Here is a 22,906-nt window from a genome sequence, read left to right on the forward strand (position 1 = left end):
AACCGGCGAAGGAGACATCATGCGCGGGCATCTGGTTCGCAACCGCTCATTGTTCGACGTGCCGAAGGACCTGACGTACTTCGTGCACGGCGACGACCATCTTGTGATCAACCCGGCGGTCGGGGCCCGCTGCGTCCTGACGCCGGCGGAATTCCGGGTGCTCGAGGCGCTGGCCACCGGGGCACCGCTGGAGACCGCGCAGGAGACCGAGAAGGCCCTCGCCAAGTTCATCCTCAGCTGGATCGTCTACTACAACGGGCACCGGCCCACGATCACCGCCAACGAGTCGCCGCTCAACATGGCGTACTACGCGATCACCGACGGGTGCAACCTGCGCTGCCCGTACTGTTACGCGTCCTCGGAGAAGTGCCTGCCGAACGAGCTGACCACCGCCGAGTCCCTGGACCTGGTGACCCAGATCGCCGAGTTCGGCGCGAAGACCATCGTCTTCACCGGCGGCGAACCGATGCTGCGCAAGGACCTCTTCGAGATCGTCGCCCACGCCCGGGCCCAGGGACTGCTGGCCAACGTGATCACCAACGCGACGATGATCCGTACCCCGCAGATCGCCCGGCGCTTCGCCGAGCTGTTCAACTCGGTCACGGTCAGCGTGGACGGCAGCACCGCCGAGACCCACGACAAGACCCGCGGCAAGGGTACGTTCGCCAAGACCCACAAGGCGTTGCGGATGCTCAACGCCGCGGGGGTGACACCGCGCATCAACCACATCGTCACCTCCGACAGCATCGGCGAGCTGGAGAAGTTCGCGGAGTTCATCCAGGGGCTGGACGTGCACAGCGTGCGGCTGATGAACCACAACGAGATCGGCCGCGGGGCCAGTGACAACTACGACTTCGGCTGGAACGACCACCTGCGGGTGCAGCAACTCGTCTGGACCTCGCCGATAGCCGGCACCCTGCGCCCGGACGGCCCGCGCCCGGTGAGCCCCTGCTCGGTCAGCGGCAACTGCGGGATGGGCGGCAACGAGATCTACATCAACTCGCTCGGCGACATCTACCCCTGCAAGCTGGTCACCGGCAAGGCCGAGCACGCCGGCAACATCCGCACCCAACCGCTGGCGGACATCTTCGCCAGCCCGGTGCTCGCGGCGATGCGCCGGAGCACGGTCTTCGGCGGCGAGTTCCACGAGGACTGCGCGAAGTGCTACATCAAGTCGAACTGCGGCGGCGGCTGCCGGGCCACGCACATGTCGCTCTCCGGCGACCTGCGGCGCAACGACCGGCACTTCTGCCGGATCCTGCGCCACGGCGTGGTCACCCAGCTGTGGCAGGAGTCCGGGGTCAGCCGCGCCGAGATCGCCGCGGACGACGAGGCGATGACCGTCCCGCGGATGGTCGGCGGCGGTGCCGTGCACGAGGCGTACGACCAGTGGAAGACCTACGTTCCCAAGCCGCCGCCGGTGATCCGCACCGGCGCGCTGATCCCCATCATGCCGGTACCGAGGAGGTCGGGCAGTGTCCCTGCACATCAGTGAATCCGTCATCTGGAACGAGACGGCCGACGGCGTCTCGCTCTACCACACCGAGACCGGCGATTTCCGTACGCTGAACGCCACCGCGGCCCAGATCTGGGTCCTCCTCGCCGACGGCGGCGACCCGGCGTCGGTCGGCTCCCGGCTGGCGCTGCTGTTCGCCGGCGGCAACGCCGCGATCGCCGCCCGCATCCGCACCGAGGTCCAGACCTTCGTGGCCTCGATGCTCAGCCAGGGCCTGCTGGAGGACCAACCCTCATGACCTCGGCCGTCGTGCTCGGGGGCGGGTTCGCCGGGGTGCTGGCGGCCCGGGTGCTCGCCGGTCACGCCGGCACCGTGACCGTGATCGAGAGCGGCCACTACCCGCAGACCCCGGGAGCGCGGCCCGGCGTGCCGCAGGCCCACCACAACCACGTGCTGGTCACCGGGGGAGCGCGGGCGCTCGACGAGCTGATCCCCGGCACGGTCGCCGCGCTGCTGGCGGCGGGCGCGCACCGGCGCGGCCTGACCGGCGACGCCCTGATCCTCAGCGCGGACGGCTGGTTCCGCCGCCACGAGACCGGCGCGTTCGCGATCTCGTGCAGCCGCTGGCTCCTCGACCACGTCCTCCGCGCCCGGGCCCTGACCGACCCTCGCATCACCGTCCGCGAGGGCCACCGAGCCCTGCGCCTCATCACCGCCGCCGGCCGGGTCACGGGTGTGGTGGTCACCGGGCCGGACGGGCGGACCGAGGAACTCCCCGCGGACCTGGTGGTCGACGCGACCGGACGGCGTTCCCCTGCAGGGCGCCGGCTGCCCGGGGTCGAGGAGACGGTGGTGGACTCCGGGCTCGCGTACTCCACCCGGGTCTATCAGGCCCCGGCCGGTCTCAGCCGGGGCATGCCCGCGATCATGCTGCACCCCCGGACGACCGCAGGCCGCGAGGGTCACGGCGCGACCCTGTTCCCGATCGAGCGGGGCCGCTGGATCGTCACCCTGACCGGCACCCGCGGCAACACCCCACCCGTGGACGCGGCCGGCTTCACGGCATGCCTGGCCGCCCTGGGCTCACCGATCGTCGCGGACGTCCTGGCCGGCGCACGCCCGATCGGCCCCCCGCGCCCGTACCGCGCCACCGCCAACCGCCGCCGCCACTTCGAACGCCGCCGTACCGGGGGCTTCCTCGTCCTCGGCGACGCGCTGGTGGCCACGAACCCGGTCTACTCGCTCGGCATGTCGGTGGCCGCGCTCAGCGCCCTGCGACTGGACGGCGCCCTGACCGAGCACGGCCTGCACGCGGCCCCGGCCCTGCAGCAAGCCGTCGCCGCGGAGGCGGACCGGGCCTGGCAGATGGCGGTGGCGAAGGACCGCCCGGCCCCCGCCACGGTCCCGGCGCCCCTGCGTGCCCTGATCGGCCGGTCCCTGCTCGGCAGCCCGGCCCTGATCGGCGAGCTGTTCCGCGACCAGACCCTGCTCGAACCGGCGACCGGCGGCCTTCGCACCCTCGCCGGGCCCCCGCCGCCGCTGCTCAGCACCGGTGACGCGGTGGCGCAGTTCCCCCGGCTCGGCGACTGGTACTCGGCAATGGGGAGGGCGACATGACCGTGATCCCGCACGAGGTGCTGTTCGGCAACCCGGCATACCTGAAGCCTGAGGTCTCCCCGGACGGCCGCAGCCTGTTCTTCCTCGCCCCGCACGAGGGTGTGATGAACGTCTGGACCGCCCCGGTCGGCGACCCCGGCGCGGCGACCCCGGTGACTGACGACCGCGGCCGCGGCATCCGGCTCTTCGGCGTGTGCCACGACAACCGCACCCTGTTCCACCTGCGCGACCGCGACGGCGACGAGAGCTGGCGGCTCTACCTGGTCGACCTCGCGACCGGCGCGGAACGCTGCGCGACCCCGTTCGACGGCGTCCAGGCCCGCATCCTCACGCACAACCGCCGCCACCCGGGCACGATCCTGCTCGGACTCAACAGGAACCGCCCGAACCTGCACGACGTCTACCGCCTCGACCTGGCCACCGCCGAGCTCACCGAGGTGGCCACGAACCCCGGCTATCTGAGCTGGATCATCGACGCCGACCTGAACGTGCGCGGCGGCACCCGCATGCACCCGGACGGCAGCCTGACGATCCACGTCGACGACACCGTCCTCGAGGTGCCCTACGAGGACGTCATGACCACCCGCGTCCTGGGCTTCTCCGCCGACAGCAGCACGTACTACCTGCAGTCGTCGATCGACGCCAACGCCAGCCGCCTCTTCGCCGTCGACGTCGCCACGGGCACCCACACGCTGCTGGCCGAACACCCCGTCCACGACATCCGCCAGGTCGAGGTCCACCCGGAGACCGGCGTCCCCCAGGCGGTCATCTTCGCCGGCGACCGCGACGAGCGCCTCTTCCTCGACGAGACCTACGCCAAGGACCTCGACCGCATCACAACGGCCCTTCACCACCTTGATGCCGAGGTGTACGCCGACCGCGCCGCCCCCGTCTGGACGATCACCGCCGTCACCGGTGCGGGCCCGCTGCTCTACTACGTCTACGACCCGTCCCGTGAACAGCTGACGTACCTGTTCAACCACCAGCCCGCCCTCGACGCGTACGAGCTCGCTCGGATGGAACCGTTCACGTTCACCGCGCGGGACGGCGTACCCGTGCATGGGTATGTGACCTGGCCCTTGAACTGCTCCGGCCCGGTGCCCGCGGTCGTCAACGTGCACGGCGGCCCCTGGTCCCGCAACTTCTTCGGCTTCGACGAGGAAGCCCAGCTCCTGGCCAACCGCGGCTACGCCTGCATCCAGGTCAACTATCGCGGCTCCACCGGTTACGGCAAACGCTTCCGCAACCTCGGCGCCCGCCAATGGGGCGCCGCCATGCACACCGACCTGCTCGACGCGGTCACCCACCTGACCACCACCAGCGCGATCGACCCGGCCCGGGTGGCGATCATGGGCTGCTCGTACGGCGGCTACGCGGCCCTGGCCGGAGCGGCCTTCACCCCCGACGTCTTCGCCTGCGCCATCGACCTGTGCGGCCCGTCGAGCCTGCTGACGATGCTCGCCGCCGGCGCCCCCTACCGAACCCCCCTCACCGCCTTCATGTACGCCCAGGTAGGCGACCCCGAACTCGACGCGGACATGCTCTGGGCCCGTTCCCCGTTGTCCCGCATCAACGACATCACCATCCCCATCCTGATCGCCCAGGGCGCCAACGACGTCCGCGTACCCCGATCAGAAGCGGAACAGATCGTCGAAGCCCTCCGCCACAAAGGCCTGCCCCACGAATACCTCCTCTTCCCCGACGAAGGCCACGGCCTCGCCCGCCCCCACAACCGCCAGACCTACTACACCGCCGTAGAACGCTTCCTCGCCACCCACCTGTCCCCGAAAGGCCCCCCATGCGCTCCTGGAACACCCCCCGCGGTGGGGGAGACATCGTCTACGGCCTCGGCCTCATCGGCGCCCTGATCCATTACATCGCCGAAGCGAACGCCTTCTGGCCCGCCCTCCTGGGCATCCTCAAAGCCCTGATCTGGCCCGTCTTCCTGGTCCAGTCCCTCCTCTAGAATGGACCGGTGCCGGGCAAGAAGTACCTACTCCTCGACCACGACGGTGTGCTGGTGGACACCGAACTCTGGTATTACCGAGCCGGCGCGCGAGCCTTAGCGGACATCGGCGTAACCGGCAATATCTGAGAACAGAATCCATTGAAATCAACGGCGTCATCAACGCCCTCACCGAACTGTCACAACATGCCCGCATGGCCATCGTCACGACGGCAAAGCGCGCGGACTTCGAGCTCATCCACCAGAACCGCCACATCAGACAATTCATGGACTTCGTCCTGGTCCGCGAAGACTACAACCACGCCAAACCCCACCCCGAGCCCTACCTGACCGGCCTGAACCGTTTCGGCGCCACCAGAGAAGAAACCCTCGTCATAGAGGACTCCGCCCGAGGTCTGAACTCAGCAGTGGCAGCCGGCATCGACTGCGCCATCGTCCACAACGACTTCACCAGAACACATGACTTCTCGCGGGCCGACTATCGCATCAAAACCCTGCTCGACCTGAAGGACATAATCCTTGGAATAGGCCGGTCATCGTGAGACCAGATGTTGCACGATCAAGTCCTGCCCACGCATAATCTGCGGCCACCCCTGTCAAACACCGCAATTTATTGAACCGAACAAAACACATTCCCCCGCCCGCGACCACAGCAAGCACCGACGTCGTAACACGGGGCAACTCCACCTCCGCACGCCCTGATCCCAACGCTTGCCACCCGCCCAGCCGGAGCGTTTCGCCCGGGCCGTGCCACCCACCCGGCCGTGCCACCCACCTGGCTGTGCCGCCCACCTGGCCATGCCACCCACCCGGCCCGCGAACCGTGCCCACCTGGCCCCATAGGCTGATGGCATGCGCGTGCTGATCGTGGAAGACGATTCCAACCTTGCCGAAACCGTTCGTGACGGCCTGCGGCTGGAGGCGATCGACGCCGACATCGCCGGCGACGGCGCCCGCGCCCTGGAACTGCTGAGCGTCAACTCCTACGACCTCGCCGTCCTCGACCGGGACACCCGCGGCACCCGCGGCCCCTCCGGCGACGAGATCGCCCAGCGAATCGCAGCCTCCGGCACCGGCATGCCGTACCTCATGCTCACCGGCCCGTCCGAACTCGCCGCGTCCGAGCTCACCGACCCGTCCGAGCTTGCGAAACCTTCCGAGCTTGCCAATTCGTCCGAGCTTGCCAATTCGTCCGGGCCTGCCGCATCGTCCGGGCCTGCCGCGCCGTTCGAGCTCGTCAAACCGTTCGCCGTCGGGGAGCTCGTGCTGCGGCTGCGGGCGCTCGACAGCGAACGTACGCCGGTGCGGCCCCCGGTTCGCGAGACCGCCGGGCTGCGACTGGACCCGTTCCACCGTGAGGCCGTCCGTGACGGGCGCCGGATCGCGCTCACCCGCCGGCAGTTCGCCGTGCTCGAGATCCTCGTCGCCGCCGAAGGGGATGCCGTCCCCGCCGGCGAGCTGCTCGAGCGGGCCTGGGGCGACGACGCCGACCCGCTCGCCAACGCCGTCAAGGTCACCATCTCAGCCCTGCGCAAACGACTCGGTACCCCCTGGCTGATCGCCACGGCGCCCGGGGTGGGCTACCGGATCGACCCCGGCGCCGACTCCACCCGCACCGGCGAGGAGCTCGCCCCCGCCGCAGACAGCCGGCACGCCCCTCAAGAGTGAACCGGCACGCCCCTCAAGAGTGAAATCGTGGAGGCTGAGCCGGGCACGAACCGTCAGCCGGCCCAGCCTCCACGACCAGCAGCAGGCAAGCCAGCTGCAATAATTGACCCAGCCTCCTAGGACGACCAAGACCAAGTGCGCCCCGGCTCAACCGAAGAAACCTCGGGCGCGTATCAATGGGATGTGGAACGAGTGCGGGCGTACGCGGGACTGATCTCCGCTCTGGCAGCGGGAACCCTGCTCCTGGCCCTGCCGCCCGCCGCGCAGGGCAAGACCGGAGCCCCGGCACCTTTGTCCGTGGCGTGGCCGACGGCGAGCAAGGCCGCACTCCCGGCAACGCTCCCGGACAAAACCGCCTACGAGCCCACCCTGTTCCTCGACGCGAACACGTCGGTCGGCACCGCGCCCACCCCCGACGGCAAGTCACTACGCCTACTGATCCGGACGAAAACCGAGAAGGTCCTCCGCACCCTCCCCAGCACCGCAAACCCGTCATTCCAGAGCGTGAGCGTCGCAGGCGGCACCCTCGGCTGGTTCGAGCGCACGGACAAGGGCGGCCTCCAGCTCTGGATGGCCGACCTCAAGACCGGCGCGGTCCGGCAGGTCACGGCGGACACCGGCCTGGCAAGGTTCTACCGCTCCGACAACGACCTGGTCATAGCCGACGGCCGGTTCCGCTGGGTGGCGAGCGGCCCGCGGGACACCACGGAAGTACGGTCGGTTGCGCTTCAAGGCGGGCCCGTTGAGGTACGCCCGGAGCCCGGCTCATGGCGGTTCACCGGCTGGCCCTGGCTGGTGGACGGCGCAACCAGCACGACCGGCGCGACCACCCTGCGTAACCTTGTCACGGGGCAGGACGTCAAGGTCAAGACGACGCGTAAGGCGGCAACCGATTGCAGCCCGACCTGGTGTCAGGTGGTGTCGCTGGACGAGGACGGTTACAGCAGGATCGAGCTGATGCGTCCCGACGGCAGCGCCCGGGTCGACGTCGCGGGGGACACCGCGAACACGGAGATCGTCGACGTCGCGCCGCTGGGCAAGTTTGAGATCTTCGTGCGGATCGACGCGAACTCCGAGCTCACGGGCAATGCCGAGCTGCTGATGTACGAGATCGCGACCCACCGTACGGTGCAGGTCAGCCCGGACGCCGGCCAGATCGCGTACCGGAACGGCGTGTTGTCCTGGTCCACCGGCAACCTGGAGACGTTCGTGCGGCACAGCCTTGACCTGCGCACGATCCATTGAGTTAGAACAGCGACAGCTGCCCGGGCGTGGGATCCCGCCGCCCGCTCAGGCCCCGCCGGAACACCCACGGCCGCAGGTCGGGGATCGGATCTTCGTCGCGTTCCTCGCGTTGCGGGGGCAGGCTGCCGGTCAGGGCCCACAGTGACGGCCCCAGGTTGATCCCGCGGGCCCGCAGCGCTCCCCGCATCGTGGCGAGATTCAACGGCAACCGCGCCGAGCCAGGATCGGGAACGGGCAGGTCGGTGCGCATCTGCATGAGTCGCTGGTTGCGCTCCACGATGGACCGTACGCCCTCAGCCCCGAGTTGCGCCGTCGCCTTCTCGCCGACAGCGTCGCGGACGAGGTGGTCCTGGCCCGCGTCGAGCGCCGCCCACACCGTGTCGATCGAGCCGAACGCCGCGAGCAGGCGTGCCGCGGTGGCCTCGCCGAAGCCGCGTACGCCGTGCAGGTTGTCGGACGGGTCGCCGCGCAGGGCGGCGTAGTCGCGGTACTGCCAGGATTCGACGCCGCACAGCTCGGTGAGGCCGGTCTGGTCGACGAGGACGGCCTCGTCGAAGCCCCCGTTGCGTACGCGGAGCACGGATGTTGTCTCGTTGATCAGGGCGAACGCGTCGCGGTCGCTGGTCATGAGCACCGAGCGCCAGCCGGCGGCGGTGGCGGTCGCGGCGGAGCTGGCGAGGATGTCGTCGGCCTCGTAGGCGGGCGGGACGACGGTGTGGATGCCGGCGGCCCGCAGCAGGTCAGGGGCGCCGAGGATCTGTTCGGCCAGGTCGGCGGCCTTGTCGGGGCGGTGCGCCTTGTACGCGGGGTAGTCGGCCCGGCGCGCCGAGTCGTGGGGGCAGTCGAATCCCACGATCAGCGCGTCGGGCCGCAGGTAGGCGGCGGCCCGGGCGATGTAGCCGACGAGCCCGCGCAGTGCCCAGACGGGGCGTCCGGCCTGATCGACCCAGCCGTCCCCGGCCCCGGCGTGGTACGCGCGGTGCAGCAGGCTGTTGCCGTCGAGCACCAGCAGCAGGGGGAGTTCGGGCACCGCAAGAGCCTAGGCCACGAGCCGCTTCAGGGCTTCACCCGCCATGGTGACGGCGCCGGGGACGTACCCGTTGGGGATGAGGTTGAAGGTGAGGCCGTCGACGCCCTGGTCGAGCACATCGCGCTGGATCTGCTCGGTGACCTGGTCGGGGGTGCCGACGAAGGCGATGGCCTGGCGGGCCTCGGGCAGGCGCAGGAGCAGTTCCTTGGCCTCGCCCTCGGATTCGGCCATGACGACGGTGGCGTGCCAGGTGGTGGGCAGCGTCGCCGGGTCGCGGTCGATCTCCTCGCAGCGCTGCTTCAGGACGGCGATCTTGCGGGAGATGTCCTCGCGGGCGCAGATGATGTTCATGTGGTCGGCGAACCGCGCGGCCAGCCGGAACGTCTTCTGCTCGCCGCTGCCGCCGAGCATGATCGGGATGGTGGGCCGGATCCGAGGGTTGTTCATGGCGTTGCGGCTGGTGTACCACTTACCCTCGAACGTCGGCTGCTCGCCCTTGAGCATCCCGGTGATGATGGTCAGCGACTCCTCGAGCTTCTCGAACCGGTCGGTGAAGCTGCCGAACTCGATGCCGAAGTCGTCGTGCTCGAGCTCGTACCACCCGGCGCCGATGCCGAGGATCGCCCGCCCTTTGGACGCCACGTCGAGCGTGGTGACAGTCTTGGCGAGCACGGCGGGATGACGGTACGTGTTCCCGGTGACCAGCGTCCCGAGCTGCGCCTTCGTGGTGGCGGTGGCGAGCGCGCCCAGCGCGGTGTAGGCCTCGAGCATCGGGTTGTCGGGCGTGCCGATGCCGGGCAGCTGGTAGAAGTGGTCCATCAGCAGCACGGTGTCGACCCCGGCCGCCTCGGCCTCGCGGGCCTGCGCGATCACGGTGTCGAACAGGTCTTCGACGGGCACGCCGGGATAGGTGAAGTTCGGGATCTGGTATCCGAGCCTGATGGTCACAGCGGCCTCCATGGTGACGAGCGTTCACCGGCCAATCTACGTCCCGGTGACCCCGGTCGCCCGCGACCTGGCCGCGTGTGTGGAGCCCCGCCGCCGGTGCGGCCCGGAACGATCTCCTCGATCAGCTCGGCGACCCGCTCGTCGTCCCCGTCCGCGGCACGCAGCCGCCCGGTCATCGTCTCGTCGATGGCGAAATGCACCCCAAGGCTCACCCCCACATCCTGGCCCAGGCGTACGACAGTTTCCGGGCGCGACTCGCGCGGGGGTTGTCAGGTGCGGATTCGGTGGAAAGATGGGCTCGCGACCAGGGATCTGCTCATCGGGAGGCCGGATGACCACCAAAACCGTGCAGCACAACTTCGTCGGGGGGCAGGCCGTGGCGCCCGTCGAGGGGCGTTACGCCGACCTTGTGGATCCCTCGACGGGGGAGGTGTTCGCCAGTGCACCCGTCTCCGGCAAGGAAGATGTCGATCGGGCGATGACGGCCGCGGCCACCGCGTTCGAGACGTGGCGGGACACGACGCCGGCAGAGCGGCAGCTGGCCCTGCTGAGGTTCGCCGACGCGATCGAGGCGCGGGCCGGGGAGCTGGTCGCTGCGGAGTCGCAGAACACCGGTAAGCCGCTCGGGCTGACCGCGAGTGAGGAGTTGCCGCCGGCGATCGATCAGATCCGGTTCTTCGCCGGGGCGGCGCGGCTGCTCGAAGGGCGGTCGGCGGGGCAGTATCTGGCCGGCTACGAGAGCTATGTGCGCCGGGAGCCGGTCGGAGTCTGTGCGCAGGTCACGCCCTGGAACTATCCGCTGATGATGGCGGTGTGGAAGATCGCGCCGGCGCTCGCGGCCGGTAACACGGTGGTGCTGAAGCCGTCCGACACGACGCCGGTCACGTCGGTGCTGCTGGCGGAGATCGCCGCGGAGTTCTTCCCCGCGGGGGTGTTCAACGTCGTCACCGGTGACCGGGACACCGGGCGGGCGCTGGTCGAGCACCGGACGCCGCAGATGGTGTCGATCACCGGGTCGGTGCGCGCCGGGATGGAGGTCGCGGGGTCGGCCGCCGCGGATCTGAAGCGCACGCATCTCGAGCTGGGCGGTAAGGCGCCCGTGGTGGTCTTCGACGACGCCGACGTGGCGGCCGCGGCGGCCGGGATCGCCGAGGCGGGGTATTTCAACGCGGGCCAGGACTGCACCGCGGCGACGCGGGTGCTCGCCGGGCCCGGTGTCTACGAGGACTTCGTGGCGGCGCTGGCCGAGCAGGCCAAGGGCACCCGCACCGGCGCGCCCGGTGACGAGGACGTGCTCTATGGGCCGCTGAACAACGCGCGGCAGCTGGAGCGGGTCAGCGGGTTCCTCGACCGGCTGCCGGGGCACGCCACGGTGGAGGCCGGGGGTGCGCGGCAGGGGGAGCGGGGCTACTTCTACACGCCGACCGTGGTGGCCGGGCTGCGCCAGGGTGACGAGCTCGTGCAGGACGAGGTGTTCGGGCCGGTCATCACGGTGCAGCGGTTCACCGACGAGGACGAGGCCGTGGCCTGGGCCAACGGCGTGGAATACGGGCTGGCGTCCAGCGTGTGGACAAAGGATCACGGGCGGGCGATGCGGATGACGCGGCGCCTCGACTTCGGGTGCGTGTGGGTCAACTGCCACATCCCGCTGGTCGCGGAGATGCCGCACGGCGGGTTCAAGCACTCCGGGCACGGCAAGGACCTCTCCGTGTACGGGCTGGAGGACTACACCCGCATCAAGCACGTCATGCACTACACGGGAGAGTGAGCATGCCGTCGTCCGAGGAAGTTCACAAGCGCCGGTCAGCAGCCGTGGCGCGCGGTGTCAGCTCGGTGATCAGCAGTTATGTGAGCGACGCCGGGGGTGGCACGCTCACCGACGTCGACGGGCGGGAGTGGATCGACTTCGCGTCCGGGATCGCCGTCACCAACGTCGGCAACAGCGCGCCGCGGGTGGTCGAGGCCGTCCGGGCGCAGGTGGAGCGGTTCACCCACACCTGCTTCATGGTCGCGCCGTACGAGTCGTACGTCGCGGTGTGTGAGCAGCTGATCGAGCTGACACCGGGCTCGTTCGAGAAGCGGGCCGCGCTGTTCAACTCCGGGGCCGAGGCGGTGGAGAACGCCGTCAAGATCGCGCGGCATGCGACCGGGCGGCCGGCGGTGATCGTGTTCGACCACGCGTACCACGGGCGGACGAACCTCACGATGGCGCTGACGGCGAAGTCGATGCCGTACAAGCACCGGTTCGGGCCGTTCGCGCCGGAGATCTACCGGGTGCCGATGTCGTACCCGCTGCGTGACGGCGGGCTGAGCGGCCCGGAGGCGGCGCTCCGGGCGATCGACACGATCGAGAAGCAGGTCGGCGGTGCCAACGTCGCGGCGGTGGTGATCGAGCCGATCCAGGGCGAGGGCGGTTTTGTCGTCCCCGCGCCCGGATTCCTCCCGGCGATCGCGGCGTGGGCGAAAGGCGCCGGCGCGGTGTTCGTCGCGGACGAGATCCAGACCGGTTTCTGCCGTACGGGCTCCTGGTTCGCCTCCGAGCACGAGAACGTCGAGCCCGACCTGGTGACCATGGCCAAGGGCATGGGCGGGGGCCTGCCGATCGCGGGCGTGGTCGGGCGCGCCGACCTGATGGACGCCGTGCACGCCGGTGGCCTCGGCGGCACGTATGGAGGCAACCCGATCGCGTGCGCGGCGGCCCTCGCCGCCATCGAGACCATGCGCGAGCTGGACCTGAACGCGGCGGCGCGCAGCATCGAGGCGAGGATGCTGCCGGCGCTGAAGCGGATCGCCCCGGAAGGTGCCGAGGTCCGGGGACGCGGGGCGATGCTCGCCATCGAGCTCGTCAAACCGGGCACGATCGAGCCGGACTCCGTGCGTACCGTGAGCATTGCCAAGGCCTGTCACGACGCGGGCCTGCTCGTGCTCACCTGCGGGACCTATGGCAATGTCCTGCGGTTTCTCCCGCCCCTGGTCATCGGGGAGCGGGAGCTGGACCGCGGCCTGGAGATCCTCGGAGGTGCCCTACTGGGTGCGTAGCGCCCAGGGCGAACCGTAGGCGGTGAGCAGGTCGAGGAAGGGCACGGCGTCGAAGGCCTCCGGGCCGAGGACGCCGCTGCCCGACCACGTCCCGGCGGCGAGCAGCTCCAGCGCGACCACCGGGTTCACCGCGGTCTGCCACACCACGGCCTGCGACCCGTACTCGCTCATCGACCACTGGTTGTCGACCACGTGGTAGAGGTAGACGGTGCTCGGCCGGCCCTCCTTGTCGAGCCCGGACACCAGCGTGCCCGCACACGTCGCACCGGTCATCCGCGCCCCCAGCGTCGCCGGGTCGGGCAGCACCGCGGCCACCACGTCGCGCGGCGACACCGGCACCCCGCCGACCAGCACCGGGCTGGTCCGGTCGAGGCCGAGCTTGTGCAGCGTCCGCAGCACGTCGATGAATTCCTTGCCCAGCCCGTACTTGAACGTGACCCGCCGTGCCCCCACCCAGCGGGGGATGAGCAGGACCTCCTCATGCTCGACGTGCACGCACTCGACCGGCCCGATCCCGCCGGGGAAGTCGAACATCTCCGGCTCGCTCAGCGCCTCGACCGTGAACCAGCCCCGGTCACGCTCGTAGACGACCGGCGGGTTGAGGCACTCCTCGATCGTCGTCCAGATGGAGAACGACGGCGCGAAGTCGTATCCCTCGACGACCAGGTTGCCGCCGTCGCGGATGCCGATCTCGTCGATCTCTGAGAACAGGTGGTCGGCGGCGTAGCGGGCGAAGACGTCGGACAGGCCCGGCTCGACCCCCATCCCGACCAGCGCGAGCCGCCCCGCCCCCTCCCACTGCCCGGCGGCGGCGAACTGCGTGTCACCGAGGCGCACCCCGGTCGCTGCGTCCGACAACGACATCGCCATGTCCAGATAGTCGGCGCCCGCGTGCAGGGCCCCCTCGAAGACCGGCATGACGAATCGCGGGTCGACGGCGTTCAGCACGTGCGTGATCGCGTGCTCGCGGCACAGCGCGGCGACCGCCCCGGCATCGGACGCGTCGACCTGCGCGGCGGCGAACCGCTCATCGAGCCCAGCGACCGCCCGCTCGGCGCGCGCGAGGTCGTAGTCGGCCACGACATAGCGGTCGAAGAAGCCGCGCCGGGCCGCGATGAGCGCCGCGGCACTGCCGACACCGCCGGCACCGATGGAGAGGATCCGCATGCGCCATCCTAGATCGAAGAACCGAAACATTGTTCTGCGAGCGTTGTGGCGACGGAAACACTTGTCAAGAGGCCGGAAAGCTGCGATAAACGTAGATGCCCGCGGTTGACGACTTGTCCGCGGGACGCGCCGGGACAGGTGGAACAATCCTGGCGTGACCGACCAGACGCTGGACTCCACCAACAAGCAGATCATCGAGCACCTGCAGCGCGACGGACGGATGTCCTACGCGACGCTCGCCAAGACCATCGGGCTGTCCGAGGCCGCCGTGCGCCAGCGCGTGCAGCGACTCCTCGACGGCGGCCTGATGCAGATCGTCGCGGTCACCGACCCGCTGACGCTCGGCTTCGCCCGCCAGGCGATGGTCGGGGTCAAGGTACTCGGCGACATGCGCCGCGTCGCCGACGAGATCGCCGCCATCCCGGAGGTCGACTACGTGGTGATCTGCGCCGGCGGCTACGACATGCTCGTCGAGCTCGTCTGCACCGATGACGAGCACCTGCTCGAGCTGCTCAACGACAAGATCAGGGCGGTCGAGGGCGTCGCCGCCACCGAGACGTTCATGTATCTCAAGCTCGCGAAACAGACCTATGCGTGGGGAACCAGATGACTCAGGACCTGTCAGCCGCGGCACGCGACCACCTCTGGATGCACTTCACCCGGCTCTCCAGCTACACCGGGCCGGATGCCGGGGAGGTGCCGGTCATCGTGCGCGGCTCCGGTCCGTACATCTACGACCAGCACGGCAAGCGCTACCTCGACGGCCTGTCCGGGCTGTTCGTGGTGCAGACCGGCCACGGCCGCACCGAGCTGGCCGAGGCCGCCGCCAAGCAGGCCGCTGAGCTGGCGTATTTCCCGGTCTGGTCGTACGCGCACCCGACCGCGGTCGAGCTCGCCGAACGCCTCGCGTCGCTGACCCCCGGCGACCTGAACAGGGTCTTCTTCACCACCGGCGGCTCCGAGGCCGTGGAGAGCGCCTGGAAACTGGCCCGCAGCTACTTCAAGCTGACCGGCAAGCCCATGAAGACCAAGGCCATCTCCCGTGCGGTCGCCTATCACGGCACCACCATGGGTGCCCTGTCGATCACCGGCCTGCCCGCGCTCAAGCAGGAGTTCGAGCCGCTCGTGCCCAGCACCATGCGCGTCCCGAACACCAACTACTACCGGCGCCCCGACGAGAGCATGAGCGAGGAGCAGTTCGGCATCTGGGCCGCCGACCGCATCGCCGAGGCCATCGAGTTCGAGGGCCCCGACACGGTCGCCTGCGTCTACCTCGAGCCCGTGCAGAACGCCGGCGGCTGCTTCCCGCCCCCGCCCGGCTACTTCCAGCGCGTCCGCGAGATCTGCGACCGCTACGACGTGCTGCTCGTCTCCGACGAGGTGATCTGCGCGTTCGGCCGGCTCGGGGAGTACTTCGGCTCCCAGCGCTACGGCTACACCCCCGACATCATCACCTGCGCCAAGGGCCTCACCTCCGGGTACGTCCCGATGGGCGCGATGATCGCCTCGGAACGCCTGGTGGAGCCGTTCCTGCACGGCACCGCGACGTTCGCGCACGGCATCACGTTCGGCGGGCACCCCGTCGCCTCCGCCGTCGCCCTGACCAACCTCGACATCTTTGAGCGCGAAGACCTCAACGGCCACGTCCGCGCGCAGACCGACGTGTTCCGCTCCTACCTCGACCGGCTGCGTGACCTGCCGATCGTCGGCGACGTCCGCGGCGACGGCTACTTCTTCGGCATCGAGCTCGTCAAGGACAAGGCCACCAAGGAAACGTTCGACATGGCCGAGTCCGACCGGCTGCTGCGCGGCTTCCTCTCGCAGGCGCTGTTCGAGGCCGGGCTCTACTGCCGCGCCGACGACCGCGGCGACCCGGTCATCCAGCTCGCCCCGCCGCTCATCTGCGAGGAGAAACACTTCCAGGAGATCGAGCAGATCCTGCGTACGGTGCTGAGCGAGGCATGGACCAAGATCTGACGCCGAGCTTCTGGCTCTCCGGCCTCGCCGTCGAAAAACGCCCCCCGCTGCCCGGCGACACCACCGCCGACGTGGCGATCGTCGGCGGCGGCTACACGGGCCTGTGGACGGCCTACTACCTGGCCGCCGCCGCCCCGCACCTGCGCATCGTCGTCCTGGAGTCTTCTTTTTGCGGATTTGGGGCGTCCGGGCGCAACGGCGGCTGGTGCTCCGGCCTGTTCCCCGTCTCCTTCTCCCGCCTTGAACGGCGCTACGGCGAGACACAGGCGCAGGCCATGACCAAGGCCCTCGCGGACACCGTCGACGAGGTCGGCCGGGTGGCGGCCGCCGAGGGCATCGACTGCGACTACGCCAAGGGCGGCACCATCACGCTGGCCCGCACCCAGGCTCAGCTCAAGCGCGCATCCCAGTCCCCGGACTTCATCGACGCCGCGGCCGCCTCCACGATCTGCGGCGCCACCGACGTCCTCGGCGCCACCTACAGCCCCGACTGCGCCGCCCTGCACCCCGCCAAACTCGTCCGCGGCCTCGCCGACGCCGTCGAACGCCGCGGCGTCACCATCCACGAGGGAACCCGCGTCCACCGCATCACCCGAGGCACGGTCGAGACCAGCCACGGCACCGTCCGCGCCGCCACGATCGTCCGCGCCCTCGAGGGCTACACCCCCACCCTTCCCGGCCACAAACGAGCGATCGCCCCGGTCTACTCCCTCATGATCGCCACCGAACCCCTCGACCCCGCGACCTGGGACCGCATCGGCCTGGCGAGGCGAGAGACCTTCACCGACGAAAGACACCTCGTGGTGTACGGGCAACGCACAGCAGACGACAGACTGGCGTTCGGCGGCCGCGGCGCCCCGTACCACTACGGCTCCACGGTGAAACCCCACTACGACACCGTCCCCTCGGTCTTCGCCGCCCTGCGCCGCACGATCACCGACCTGTTCGGCATCACCCCACCGATCGCCGCGTCCTGGGGCGGCCCCCTCGGCATCCCCCGCGACTGGATGCCCTCGGTCGGCATCAAGGACGGCATAGCCTGGTCCGGCGGCTACGTCGGCGACGGCGTGGCAGCGGCGAACCTCGGCGGCCGCACCCTCGCCGACCTGATCTCCGGCAACCTCACCGACCGCACGACCCTCCCGTGGGTGGGCCACCGCTCCCGCCCCTGGGAACCCGAACCCCTCCGCTGGCTCGGCATCAACGCAGCCCTGCGCGCCACCTCCCTGCGCGACCTGTGGGAACGCCGCTGAGCCGCCGCATCTAATCAGCGTTGAGCGTGACCTGCTCCGCAACCATGTTCTGCCACCATGTCCGGTCACGCGACAGTTCCCGACGGTCGGACCGCGGCTGAGAGCGTAGACGTGCGGCCCTATGAGTCGAGATAGGCGACCCAGTCGAGTTCGGCCGTGCCCGGCCGTTGGTCAGGTTCACTGGCCAGCCTGGCCCGCAGCTCGCGCTCCCAGGCAAGGGCCCATGCGCGGAGGCTCGCGATGGTGTCGTCGGTGAGCCCGTAGGCAGTGAATCCTCGATCGGAAGTTCGGCGACCGCACCGAGACGGTCTGCCAACTCCGCGGCGTGGAACTCAGGCGTATGCTGGCTGCCGAGCCGTCCAGGTCCAACGTCGAATATCCGGCCGCTCCGGCGGCCCGGACGTCGATGATGTCGCGAGGCATGGTCCGGCTGTACAGCGCCCGCATCTTGAGGCCGACGGCATCGTCGATCGCCAGTACCGGACCGACGGTGAGCCGGGTCGGCGGCCCGATCGCTTCTTTCAGCAGATCGACCTCGCACGCCCGGGTGCCGTCGGTGACATCCATCCGTGCCATGCGGGACGTCGCTTCAACGATGGTCACGGTGTATCCAGCGTCCTGGTATGCCTGAGCGAGACGGTCAGCAACCTCGGGGAGCGGCAGCGGTGACACGGTCGCGAAGTCCACGTCGCGTGACGGCCTGCTGGTCAACCCGTGCTGGGAGATCGCATACCCGCCGGCCAGGACGAGGCCGAGGTCGTCGCCGGCGTCGAACCCGATCTGTGCGATCGTGCGGTGAAAGTCGTCCATGTGAGCGGGTCAGGCGGAGGGGGCCAGGCCGGGCAGCCGTTGCTCCCACCGTCGGGTGATCTGTGAGGTGAACCCCCGCCGCAACCGTGGCCACTCTTGGCGCAGCAGATCCGGGTTGACCCAGCGCTTGACGTCGTCTCGCTGCCCGCAATCGAGCATGATCCCGTACAGCAGGAACCGGTCCCCCGCATCGGCGAGGTTGAAATCAGTGACACCGGACCAGGCAAGCCGGTTGGGTAGGTGTACCACACCCGCAGCAGGCCCGCACAAATCTTCCCAGCCCCGCGGAATACGCGCTTCAACGCCTTCGTAGCGGTCCGGAAGATCGGCGCCATACATGCTGAAATTATGCCTCAGCATCGCCGGCGAGTGCACGTCAGGCTTCGCTGGCCCCTCGGGATCGGGCCGGTAGATCGTCGTAACAGTGAGATGCGTAGATAGCCGGAGGCGTGCCTGCAAAGGGAGAGATCCGGCCGACGGAACCGAAACTGCCGAAGTGAGTCCGGCCGGGACGGATCAGGCGCTGAGTTTGTCGCGCCAGGCGAGGAACTCGCAGAGTTCGGTGAGGTCGGGGGTGGGTCCCCCGGTGTGGATGGTGAAGAGGCGGGCACCGAGTTCGTGCATCTTGTCGCGGTCTTCGGTCTTGCCCATGACGGAGATTTCGATCTCGGACGGGTCGCGGCCGCCGCCGATGAGAACGGGGATGTGGTCGACCGTGCGGGCCATGTCAGCGAGGAGTTCGGGATTCCGGTAGCTGTTGCAGGCAACGAGAGCACCGATCTCGACGCGGGACGTGGACTCAGCCCATGCCGCAAGCAACGTCCAGCACTCGAAGTACAGTCCGTCCGGTTCTCCACTTAAAGGGAAGAAGTGGTCCCAGTTGAACAGCTGTACGGTTCTGCACCGCGTCGATCGTGGTCACCCCCGGGCCTCGGCGAGCTGCCCGGTGCTCACCTCGGACAGTCCGATCAGGCCGATCAGCCCCTCGTCGCGCAGGTCACGCAGCGTCCCCACCTGCTCGGCGAGCGGCACCTCCGGATCCACCCGGTGCAGCTGCAGCAACTCCAGCCGGTCCACCCGCAGCCGCCGCAGACCTACTCGTTCGCTCCCCACCCGTACATATGGGCGGTGTCGATCAGAGTGACCCCGAGCTCGACCGCACGCCGCGCCACGGAGATCGCATCCTCCCGGGCCGCGGCCCGGGTGGCCGTCAGATGCATGGCGCCGAATCCTGTTCTCAACGTTGTGTCCCTTCGCCATTCACCGGACTCGGCTATCCTCCCGCGGTGCGCAAGCGTCGTCTTCTGATAGCCGCCCTGGTCGCCGGGATCCTCGGTGCGGGGGTGGGCACCACGGTCCTCGCCGCACCCGCCGTCGCGGTCACCGTCTGCCCCGCCTGCTACGGCCTGCACAACCTCGGCGGCAACGTCTGGGCCGAGACGGACGACCCGCGCTACCGCACGATGATCGACGGTGCCCGCGCCCGCCTCGACTATTTCTACGGCGAACGGACCGCGAACCCGCGCATCCTGATCTGCGCCACCGACACCTGCTACCGGCACATCGGCGGGGGAGGGGAGAAGGGCAGGGCCCTCGGGGAATTCTCGCTCATGCTCTCCCCGGCGGGTGCGACGGAGACCATCGCCACCCACGAGCTCAGCCACGCCGAACTGCACCACCTGCTCGGCGCGTCCGCGAACTCCGTCCCCGACTGGTTCGACGAGGGCCTCGCGGTCCTGGTCTCGCAGGACCCCCGCTACCTCGCCCCGGTCGGCACCCCGGAACGCTGCCTGATGCCGTACGAGCTGGCCCTCCCGGTCGTCGACGCCGACTGGTTCTCCAGCACCCGGCACGGCAACGATCTCCCGTACCGGCAGGCGGCCTGCGTGGTCAGCCGCTGGGCCCGCGGCCACGGCAACGGCACGGGCGTCGCCGACCTGGCGTCCCGGCTCGCGCAGGGTAGCAAGTTCGGTGAGGTGGTCAACCCGCAGCCGACGGTCTCCCCGTCGCCCACCCCCTCACGGTGAGCGCCGTCACCGCGTGAGAGCTTTCGGGGGGCGGATCCGGGAGTAGGTTCAAGTGGATATGTCTACGCCACTTTCCGTCCTCGACCTCGCGCCCATCGCCCCCGGGCAGAGCGCGCGCGACAGCTTCGAGGCCAGCGTCACCCTCGCCCGCGCCGCCGAACGCAGCGGTTACCGCCGCGTCTGGTATGCCGAACACCACAACATGGCCTCGATCGCCTCGTCGGCCACGAGCGTGCTGATCGGCTACGTCGCCGCCCACACCGAGTCGATCCGCCTCGGCGCCGGCGGCATCATGCTGCCCAACCACTCACCCCTGGTGATCGCGGAACAGTTCGGCACCCTCGCGACGCTCTTCCCGGACCGCATCGACCTGGGCCTGGGCCGCGCCCCCGGCAGCGACCAGACCACGATGCGAGCCCTGCGCCGCGACAACTCCTCCGCCGAGACGTTCCCCCAGGACGTCCAGGAGCTCCAGGCCTACCTCACCGGCCACACCCTGATCCCCGGCGTCCAGGCCGTCCCCACCCCCGACGGCCCGGTCCCGCTCTACATCCTCGGCTCGTCGCTGTTCGGCGCCCAGCTCGCCGCCCACCTCGGCCTGCCCTACGCCTTCGCCTCCCACTTCGCCCCGGACGCCCTGATCCAGGCCATCGCCGTCTACCGCGAGACGTTCAAGCCCTCAGCCCAACTGGCCGAGCCCTACGCCATCGCCGGCGTCAACGTCATCGCCGCCGACACCCACGACGAAGCGGTCGCCCAGAAGAACGCGTCCTACCGATCCCGCACCCGGGCCTTCATCTCCCGAGGCCCGATCGCCCGCAACTACACCGACGCCGAAATCGACACCTTCCTCGCCTCCCCGGGCGGCCGGCAACTCTCCGCCATGACCCGCTACACCGCGGTCGGCACCGCCGCCGAGGTCCACGACTACCTCGAATCCTTCGCCAAGGAATGCGGCGCCGACGAGCTCATCACCGCCCACCACGCTTTGAACATCGAAGACCGGGTCCACTCGGTGGAGCTCACCGCCCAGCCCTGACAGGGCAGCCCTCACCCGACCGCCACATACGTCCCCTTCCCGCGCACCGTCACGACAAGCCCAGCCTCGCGAAGCAACCGCAACGCATGCCGGACGGTGTCGCGCGAAAGGCCGTACTCCTGCTGCAGCGAGGTCGCCCGCTGCTCCTGGGAAGTCGCGCTCGCGGGCATCAAGTGACCGGTGACCAGGCCGCCTGCGCTACCGGCCGGCCGGGGTGACGAGAAGGGTGAGGCGGTTGCCGTCGGTGCAGATGACGGTGGCCAGGGATGGTGGCTGGTCGGAGAAGTAGGCCAGGTCGACGGTGCGGTCGGCGGCGGGGATGTGGTGCGGGCGTCTGCTCCAGCCGGCGGCGCTCAGCAGCAGCCGGGCGACCGGGCCGTGCGCGGCGCCCACCGCGGCGACCAGGGCGGCCAGCTCGGCCGAGGGGTCGGTCGAGCGGGGCCACCAGCGGCCGTCGAGCATCATGTGGTGATAGGGGACCGGCTCGAGGCGTATTCGGTCGGGGGAACCGGTCGGCGTTGCCATGGGACTTCCTGTCGTCGTGGACCTGAGCTGGGCGCGGGGTCCATGACTTGGCGATGACAAGGCTGGGACGGCGGTCCACCGAGGCCGGTGAGGGTTTCCTGAGCACCGGAGAACCCGCCAGCGCGTACGCGGACAAGTGGACTGGATGACCCCCACTGTACGCCCGCGCAACGGGTACAGTCGAAGTGTCGCTCCAGACCCCGGCGGCTCATGAATGTCGTGCGCGGACATCCGGCCCCGGGCCGGGGTCAGGACCGGATCATGTCAGCTGTCTGGATTGTCGTCGTCGTCGCCCTCGTGGTGCTGGTGCTGTTCACCCTCGCGATCAAGGTCGTCAAGCAGTACGAGCAGGGCGTCCTCTTCCGCCTCGGCCGGGTCATCGGCACCCGCGAGGCCGGCCTGACCGTGATCATCCCGTTCATCGACGTCCTGACCAGGGTGAGCCTGCGCATCGTCACCATGCCCATCCAGTCGCAGGGCATCATCACCCGCGACAACGTGAGCGTGGACGTGTCCGCGGTGGCCTACTTCCGGGTCGTCGACGCGGTGAAATCGGTGGTCGCCATCGAGAACGTCGCGACGGCGATCAACCAGATAGCGCAGACCACCCTGCGCAAGGTCGTCGGTCAGCACACCCTCGACGAGACCCTCTCGGAAACCGACCGGATCAACGTCAGCATCCGCGAGATCCTCGACGTCACCACCGCCGACTGGGGCGTGGTCGTCACGCTGGTCGAGCTGAAGGACATCCAGCTCCCGGAGAGCATGAAACGCGCGATGGCCCGCCAGGCGGAAGCCGAGCGCGAGAAACGCGCGAAGATCATCGCCGCCGAGGGTGAGGCCCTGGCCGCGGACGCCCTCGGCGCGGCCGCGGACACGATGATGGCGCACCCGCTCGCCCTGCAACTGCGTAACCTGCAGAGCCTGGTCGAGCTCGGCGTCGACAAGAACACCACGGTGGTCTTCCCGGCCCCGCTGATGAGCACCATCGGCGAGCTCGGCGCGTTCATCGCCCGCGAGAACGCCGCAGCCACACCCCCGCCGGCACCCCCGGTGACCCCGATCAACCCACCCACGAACGGTGCGACGCTACCCACCGCCGGTTAGCAGTGCGCCCGTTCCGGCGGGCGCGGGCCGGG

The 22,906-nt window shown here is 69.5% G+C and carries 24 protein-coding genes and 1 pseudogene; 15 read left to right on the forward strand and 10 right to left on the reverse strand.

The window, feature by feature from the left end:
• The first annotated feature begins 19 nt into the window (after window positions 1-19).
• The 7 genes from stsB to Ahu01nite_RS09045 all read left to right on the forward strand — a co-directional run bounded on the left by stsB (window position 20) and on the right by Ahu01nite_RS09045 (window position 7,952).
• Window positions 20-1,495: a StsB family radical SAM/SPASM domain sactipeptide maturase gene (gene stsB / locus Ahu01nite_RS09015; RefSeq protein WP_203835978.1), complete on the forward strand. Its 1,476-nt coding sequence runs from the start codon at window positions 20-22 to the stop codon at window positions 1,493-1,495.
• Complete coding sequence (locus Ahu01nite_RS09020) at window positions 1,476-1,754, forward strand: PqqD family protein (RefSeq protein ID WP_203835979.1); 279 nt, start codon at window positions 1,476-1,478, stop codon at window positions 1,752-1,754. Before stsB ends, Ahu01nite_RS09020 begins: the two co-directional genes overlap by 20 nt.
• Complete coding sequence (locus Ahu01nite_RS09025) at window positions 1,751-3,073, forward strand: NAD(P)/FAD-dependent oxidoreductase (protein ID WP_203835980.1); 1,323 nt, start codon at window positions 1,751-1,753, stop codon at window positions 3,071-3,073. The genes Ahu01nite_RS09020 and Ahu01nite_RS09025 overlap by 4 nt, the downstream gene beginning before the upstream one ends.
• The gene (locus tag Ahu01nite_RS09030; protein ID WP_203835981.1) at window positions 3,070-4,941 is read left to right on the forward strand and encodes a S9 family peptidase; all 1,872 of its coding nucleotides are present in this window, start codon (window positions 3,070-3,072) and stop codon (window positions 4,939-4,941) included. The genes Ahu01nite_RS09025 and Ahu01nite_RS09030 overlap by 4 nt, the downstream gene beginning before the upstream one ends.
• Before the next feature lie 292 nt (window positions 4,942-5,233).
• Window positions 5,234-5,581, forward strand: coding sequence for an HAD family hydrolase (locus Ahu01nite_RS50270; RefSeq protein ID WP_344571945.1), 348 nt, complete (start codon window positions 5,234-5,236; stop codon window positions 5,579-5,581).
• Window positions 5,582-5,891: 310 nt separating this feature from the next.
• Window positions 5,892-6,707 carry a response regulator transcription factor gene (locus Ahu01nite_RS09040; RefSeq protein WP_203835982.1) on the forward strand — a complete coding sequence of 272 codons (816 nt, stop codon included), beginning with the start codon at window positions 5,892-5,894 and terminating at the stop codon, window positions 6,705-6,707.
• 183 nt (window positions 6,708-6,890) lie between these two features.
• Window positions 6,891-7,952, forward strand: a complete 1,062-nt coding sequence (locus Ahu01nite_RS09045) for a hypothetical protein (RefSeq protein WP_203835983.1) — start codon at window positions 6,891-6,893, stop codon at window positions 7,950-7,952.
• Between the two features lies 1 nt (window position 7,953).
• Here the strand turns inward: Ahu01nite_RS09045 and Ahu01nite_RS09050 are convergent, their stop codons facing one another.
• The 3 genes from Ahu01nite_RS09050 to Ahu01nite_RS09060 are packed head-to-tail and all read right to left on the reverse strand — an operon-like array spanning window position 7,954 to window position 10,142.
• Window positions 7,954-8,982 carry a 5'-3' exonuclease gene (locus tag Ahu01nite_RS09050; RefSeq protein WP_203835984.1) on the reverse strand — a complete coding sequence of 343 codons (1,029 nt, stop codon included), beginning with the start codon at window positions 8,980-8,982 and terminating at the stop codon, window positions 7,954-7,956.
• Window positions 8,983-8,991: 9 nt separating this feature from the next.
• Entirely contained in the window at window positions 8,992-9,930 is a 939-nt protein-coding gene (locus Ahu01nite_RS09055; RefSeq protein ID WP_203835985.1) for an LLM class F420-dependent oxidoreductase, read from the reverse strand.
• Complete coding sequence (locus Ahu01nite_RS09060; RefSeq protein ID WP_203835986.1) at window positions 9,927-10,142, reverse strand: hypothetical protein; 216 nt, start codon at window positions 10,140-10,142, stop codon at window positions 9,927-9,929. Before Ahu01nite_RS09060 ends, Ahu01nite_RS09055 begins: the two co-directional genes overlap by 4 nt.
• A 119-nt stretch (window positions 10,143-10,261) precedes the next feature.
• Here Ahu01nite_RS09060 and Ahu01nite_RS09065 point away from each other — a divergent pair, with 119 nt between their 5' ends.
• Window positions 10,262-11,698 (forward strand): gamma-aminobutyraldehyde dehydrogenase, encoded by a 1,437-nt coding sequence (locus tag Ahu01nite_RS09065; RefSeq protein ID WP_203835987.1) that lies wholly within the window; start codon window positions 10,262-10,264, stop codon window positions 11,696-11,698.
• Between the two features lie 2 nt (window positions 11,699-11,700).
• The gene (gene gabT, locus Ahu01nite_RS09070; protein ID WP_203835988.1) at window positions 11,701-12,969 is read left to right on the forward strand and encodes a 4-aminobutyrate--2-oxoglutarate transaminase; all 1,269 of its coding nucleotides are present in this window, start codon (window positions 11,701-11,703) and stop codon (window positions 12,967-12,969) included.
• On the opposite strand, the gene Ahu01nite_RS09075 is transcribed toward gabT, so the two are convergent.
• Window positions 12,955-14,136: a saccharopine dehydrogenase family protein gene (locus tag Ahu01nite_RS09075; protein ID WP_203835989.1), complete on the reverse strand. Its 1,182-nt coding sequence runs from the start codon at window positions 14,134-14,136 to the stop codon at window positions 12,955-12,957. The two genes, gabT and Ahu01nite_RS09075, sit on opposite strands and share 15 nt — an antisense overlap.
• A gap of 154 nt (window positions 14,137-14,290) precedes the next feature.
• Between Ahu01nite_RS09075 and Ahu01nite_RS09080 the strand changes: the two genes are divergently transcribed.
• From Ahu01nite_RS09080 to Ahu01nite_RS09090, 3 genes are read left to right on the forward strand one after another with little or no spacing between them, the layout of a single operon-like run.
• Window positions 14,291-14,746, forward strand: a complete 456-nt coding sequence (locus Ahu01nite_RS09080; RefSeq protein ID WP_203835990.1) for an Lrp/AsnC family transcriptional regulator — start codon at window positions 14,291-14,293, stop codon at window positions 14,744-14,746.
• Window positions 14,743-16,113 carry an aspartate aminotransferase family protein gene (locus Ahu01nite_RS09085; RefSeq protein ID WP_203835991.1) on the forward strand — a complete coding sequence of 457 codons (1,371 nt, stop codon included), beginning with the start codon at window positions 14,743-14,745 and terminating at the stop codon, window positions 16,111-16,113. Before Ahu01nite_RS09080 ends, Ahu01nite_RS09085 begins: the two co-directional genes overlap by 4 nt.
• Window positions 16,098-17,366, forward strand: a complete 1,269-nt coding sequence (locus tag Ahu01nite_RS09090) for an NAD(P)/FAD-dependent oxidoreductase (RefSeq protein WP_203835992.1) — start codon at window positions 16,098-16,100, stop codon at window positions 17,364-17,366. Before Ahu01nite_RS09085 ends, Ahu01nite_RS09090 begins: the two co-directional genes overlap by 16 nt.
• A 177-nt stretch (window positions 17,367-17,543) precedes the next feature.
• Here Ahu01nite_RS09090 and Ahu01nite_RS09095 read toward each other — a convergent pair whose 3' ends face one another.
• From Ahu01nite_RS09095 to Ahu01nite_RS50285, 4 genes and pseudogenes are all read right to left on the reverse strand, one after another.
• Complete coding sequence (locus tag Ahu01nite_RS09095) at window positions 17,544-18,176, reverse strand: nucleotidyl transferase AbiEii/AbiGii toxin family protein (RefSeq protein ID WP_203835993.1); 633 nt, start codon at window positions 18,174-18,176, stop codon at window positions 17,544-17,546.
• A 9-nt stretch (window positions 18,177-18,185) separates the two neighbouring features.
• Complete coding sequence (locus Ahu01nite_RS09100; protein WP_203835994.1) at window positions 18,186-18,515, reverse strand: hypothetical protein; 330 nt, start codon at window positions 18,513-18,515, stop codon at window positions 18,186-18,188.
• A 177-nt stretch (window positions 18,516-18,692) separates the two neighbouring features.
• Complete coding sequence (locus Ahu01nite_RS51785; protein WP_239158730.1) at window positions 18,693-18,902, reverse strand: hypothetical protein; 210 nt, start codon at window positions 18,900-18,902, stop codon at window positions 18,693-18,695.
• A gap of 192 nt (window positions 18,903-19,094) precedes the next feature.
• A pseudogene (locus Ahu01nite_RS50285) lies at window positions 19,095-19,396 on the reverse strand (aldo/keto reductase).
• 66 nt (window positions 19,397-19,462) lie between these two features.
• Between Ahu01nite_RS50285 and Ahu01nite_RS09120 the strand changes: the two are divergent.
• Both Ahu01nite_RS09120 and Ahu01nite_RS09125 read left to right on the forward strand, forming a co-directional pair.
• Window positions 19,463-20,203, forward strand: a complete 741-nt coding sequence (locus Ahu01nite_RS09120) for a hypothetical protein (protein WP_203835997.1) — start codon at window positions 19,463-19,465, stop codon at window positions 20,201-20,203.
• A 58-nt stretch (window positions 20,204-20,261) separates the two neighbouring features.
• Window positions 20,262-21,242 carry an LLM class flavin-dependent oxidoreductase gene (locus Ahu01nite_RS09125; protein WP_203835998.1) on the forward strand — a complete coding sequence of 327 codons (981 nt, stop codon included), beginning with the start codon at window positions 20,262-20,264 and terminating at the stop codon, window positions 21,240-21,242.
• Between the two features lie 11 nt (window positions 21,243-21,253).
• Here Ahu01nite_RS09125 and Ahu01nite_RS09130 read toward each other — a convergent pair whose 3' ends face one another.
• Both Ahu01nite_RS09130 and Ahu01nite_RS09135 read right to left on the reverse strand, forming a co-directional pair.
• Entirely contained in the window at window positions 21,254-21,412 is a 159-nt protein-coding gene (locus tag Ahu01nite_RS09130; RefSeq protein ID WP_203835999.1) for a GntR family transcriptional regulator, read from the reverse strand.
• Window positions 21,413-21,440: 28 nt separating this feature from the next.
• On the reverse strand, window positions 21,441-21,767 hold the full coding sequence (locus Ahu01nite_RS09135; protein ID WP_203836000.1) for a DUF5994 family protein: 327 nt from the start codon (window positions 21,765-21,767) through the stop codon (window positions 21,441-21,443).
• A 261-nt stretch (window positions 21,768-22,028) separates the two neighbouring features.
• On the opposite strand from Ahu01nite_RS09135, the gene Ahu01nite_RS09140 reads away from it, so the two are divergent.
• Complete coding sequence (locus Ahu01nite_RS09140; RefSeq protein ID WP_239158727.1) at window positions 22,029-22,874, forward strand: slipin family protein; 846 nt, start codon at window positions 22,029-22,031, stop codon at window positions 22,872-22,874.
• Window positions 22,875-22,906 lie beyond the last annotated feature (32 nt).

The organism is Winogradskya humida, from assembly GCF_016862215.1.
GTDB classification, from domain to species: Bacteria; Actinomycetota; Actinomycetes; order Mycobacteriales; family Micromonosporaceae; genus Actinoplanes; species Actinoplanes humidus.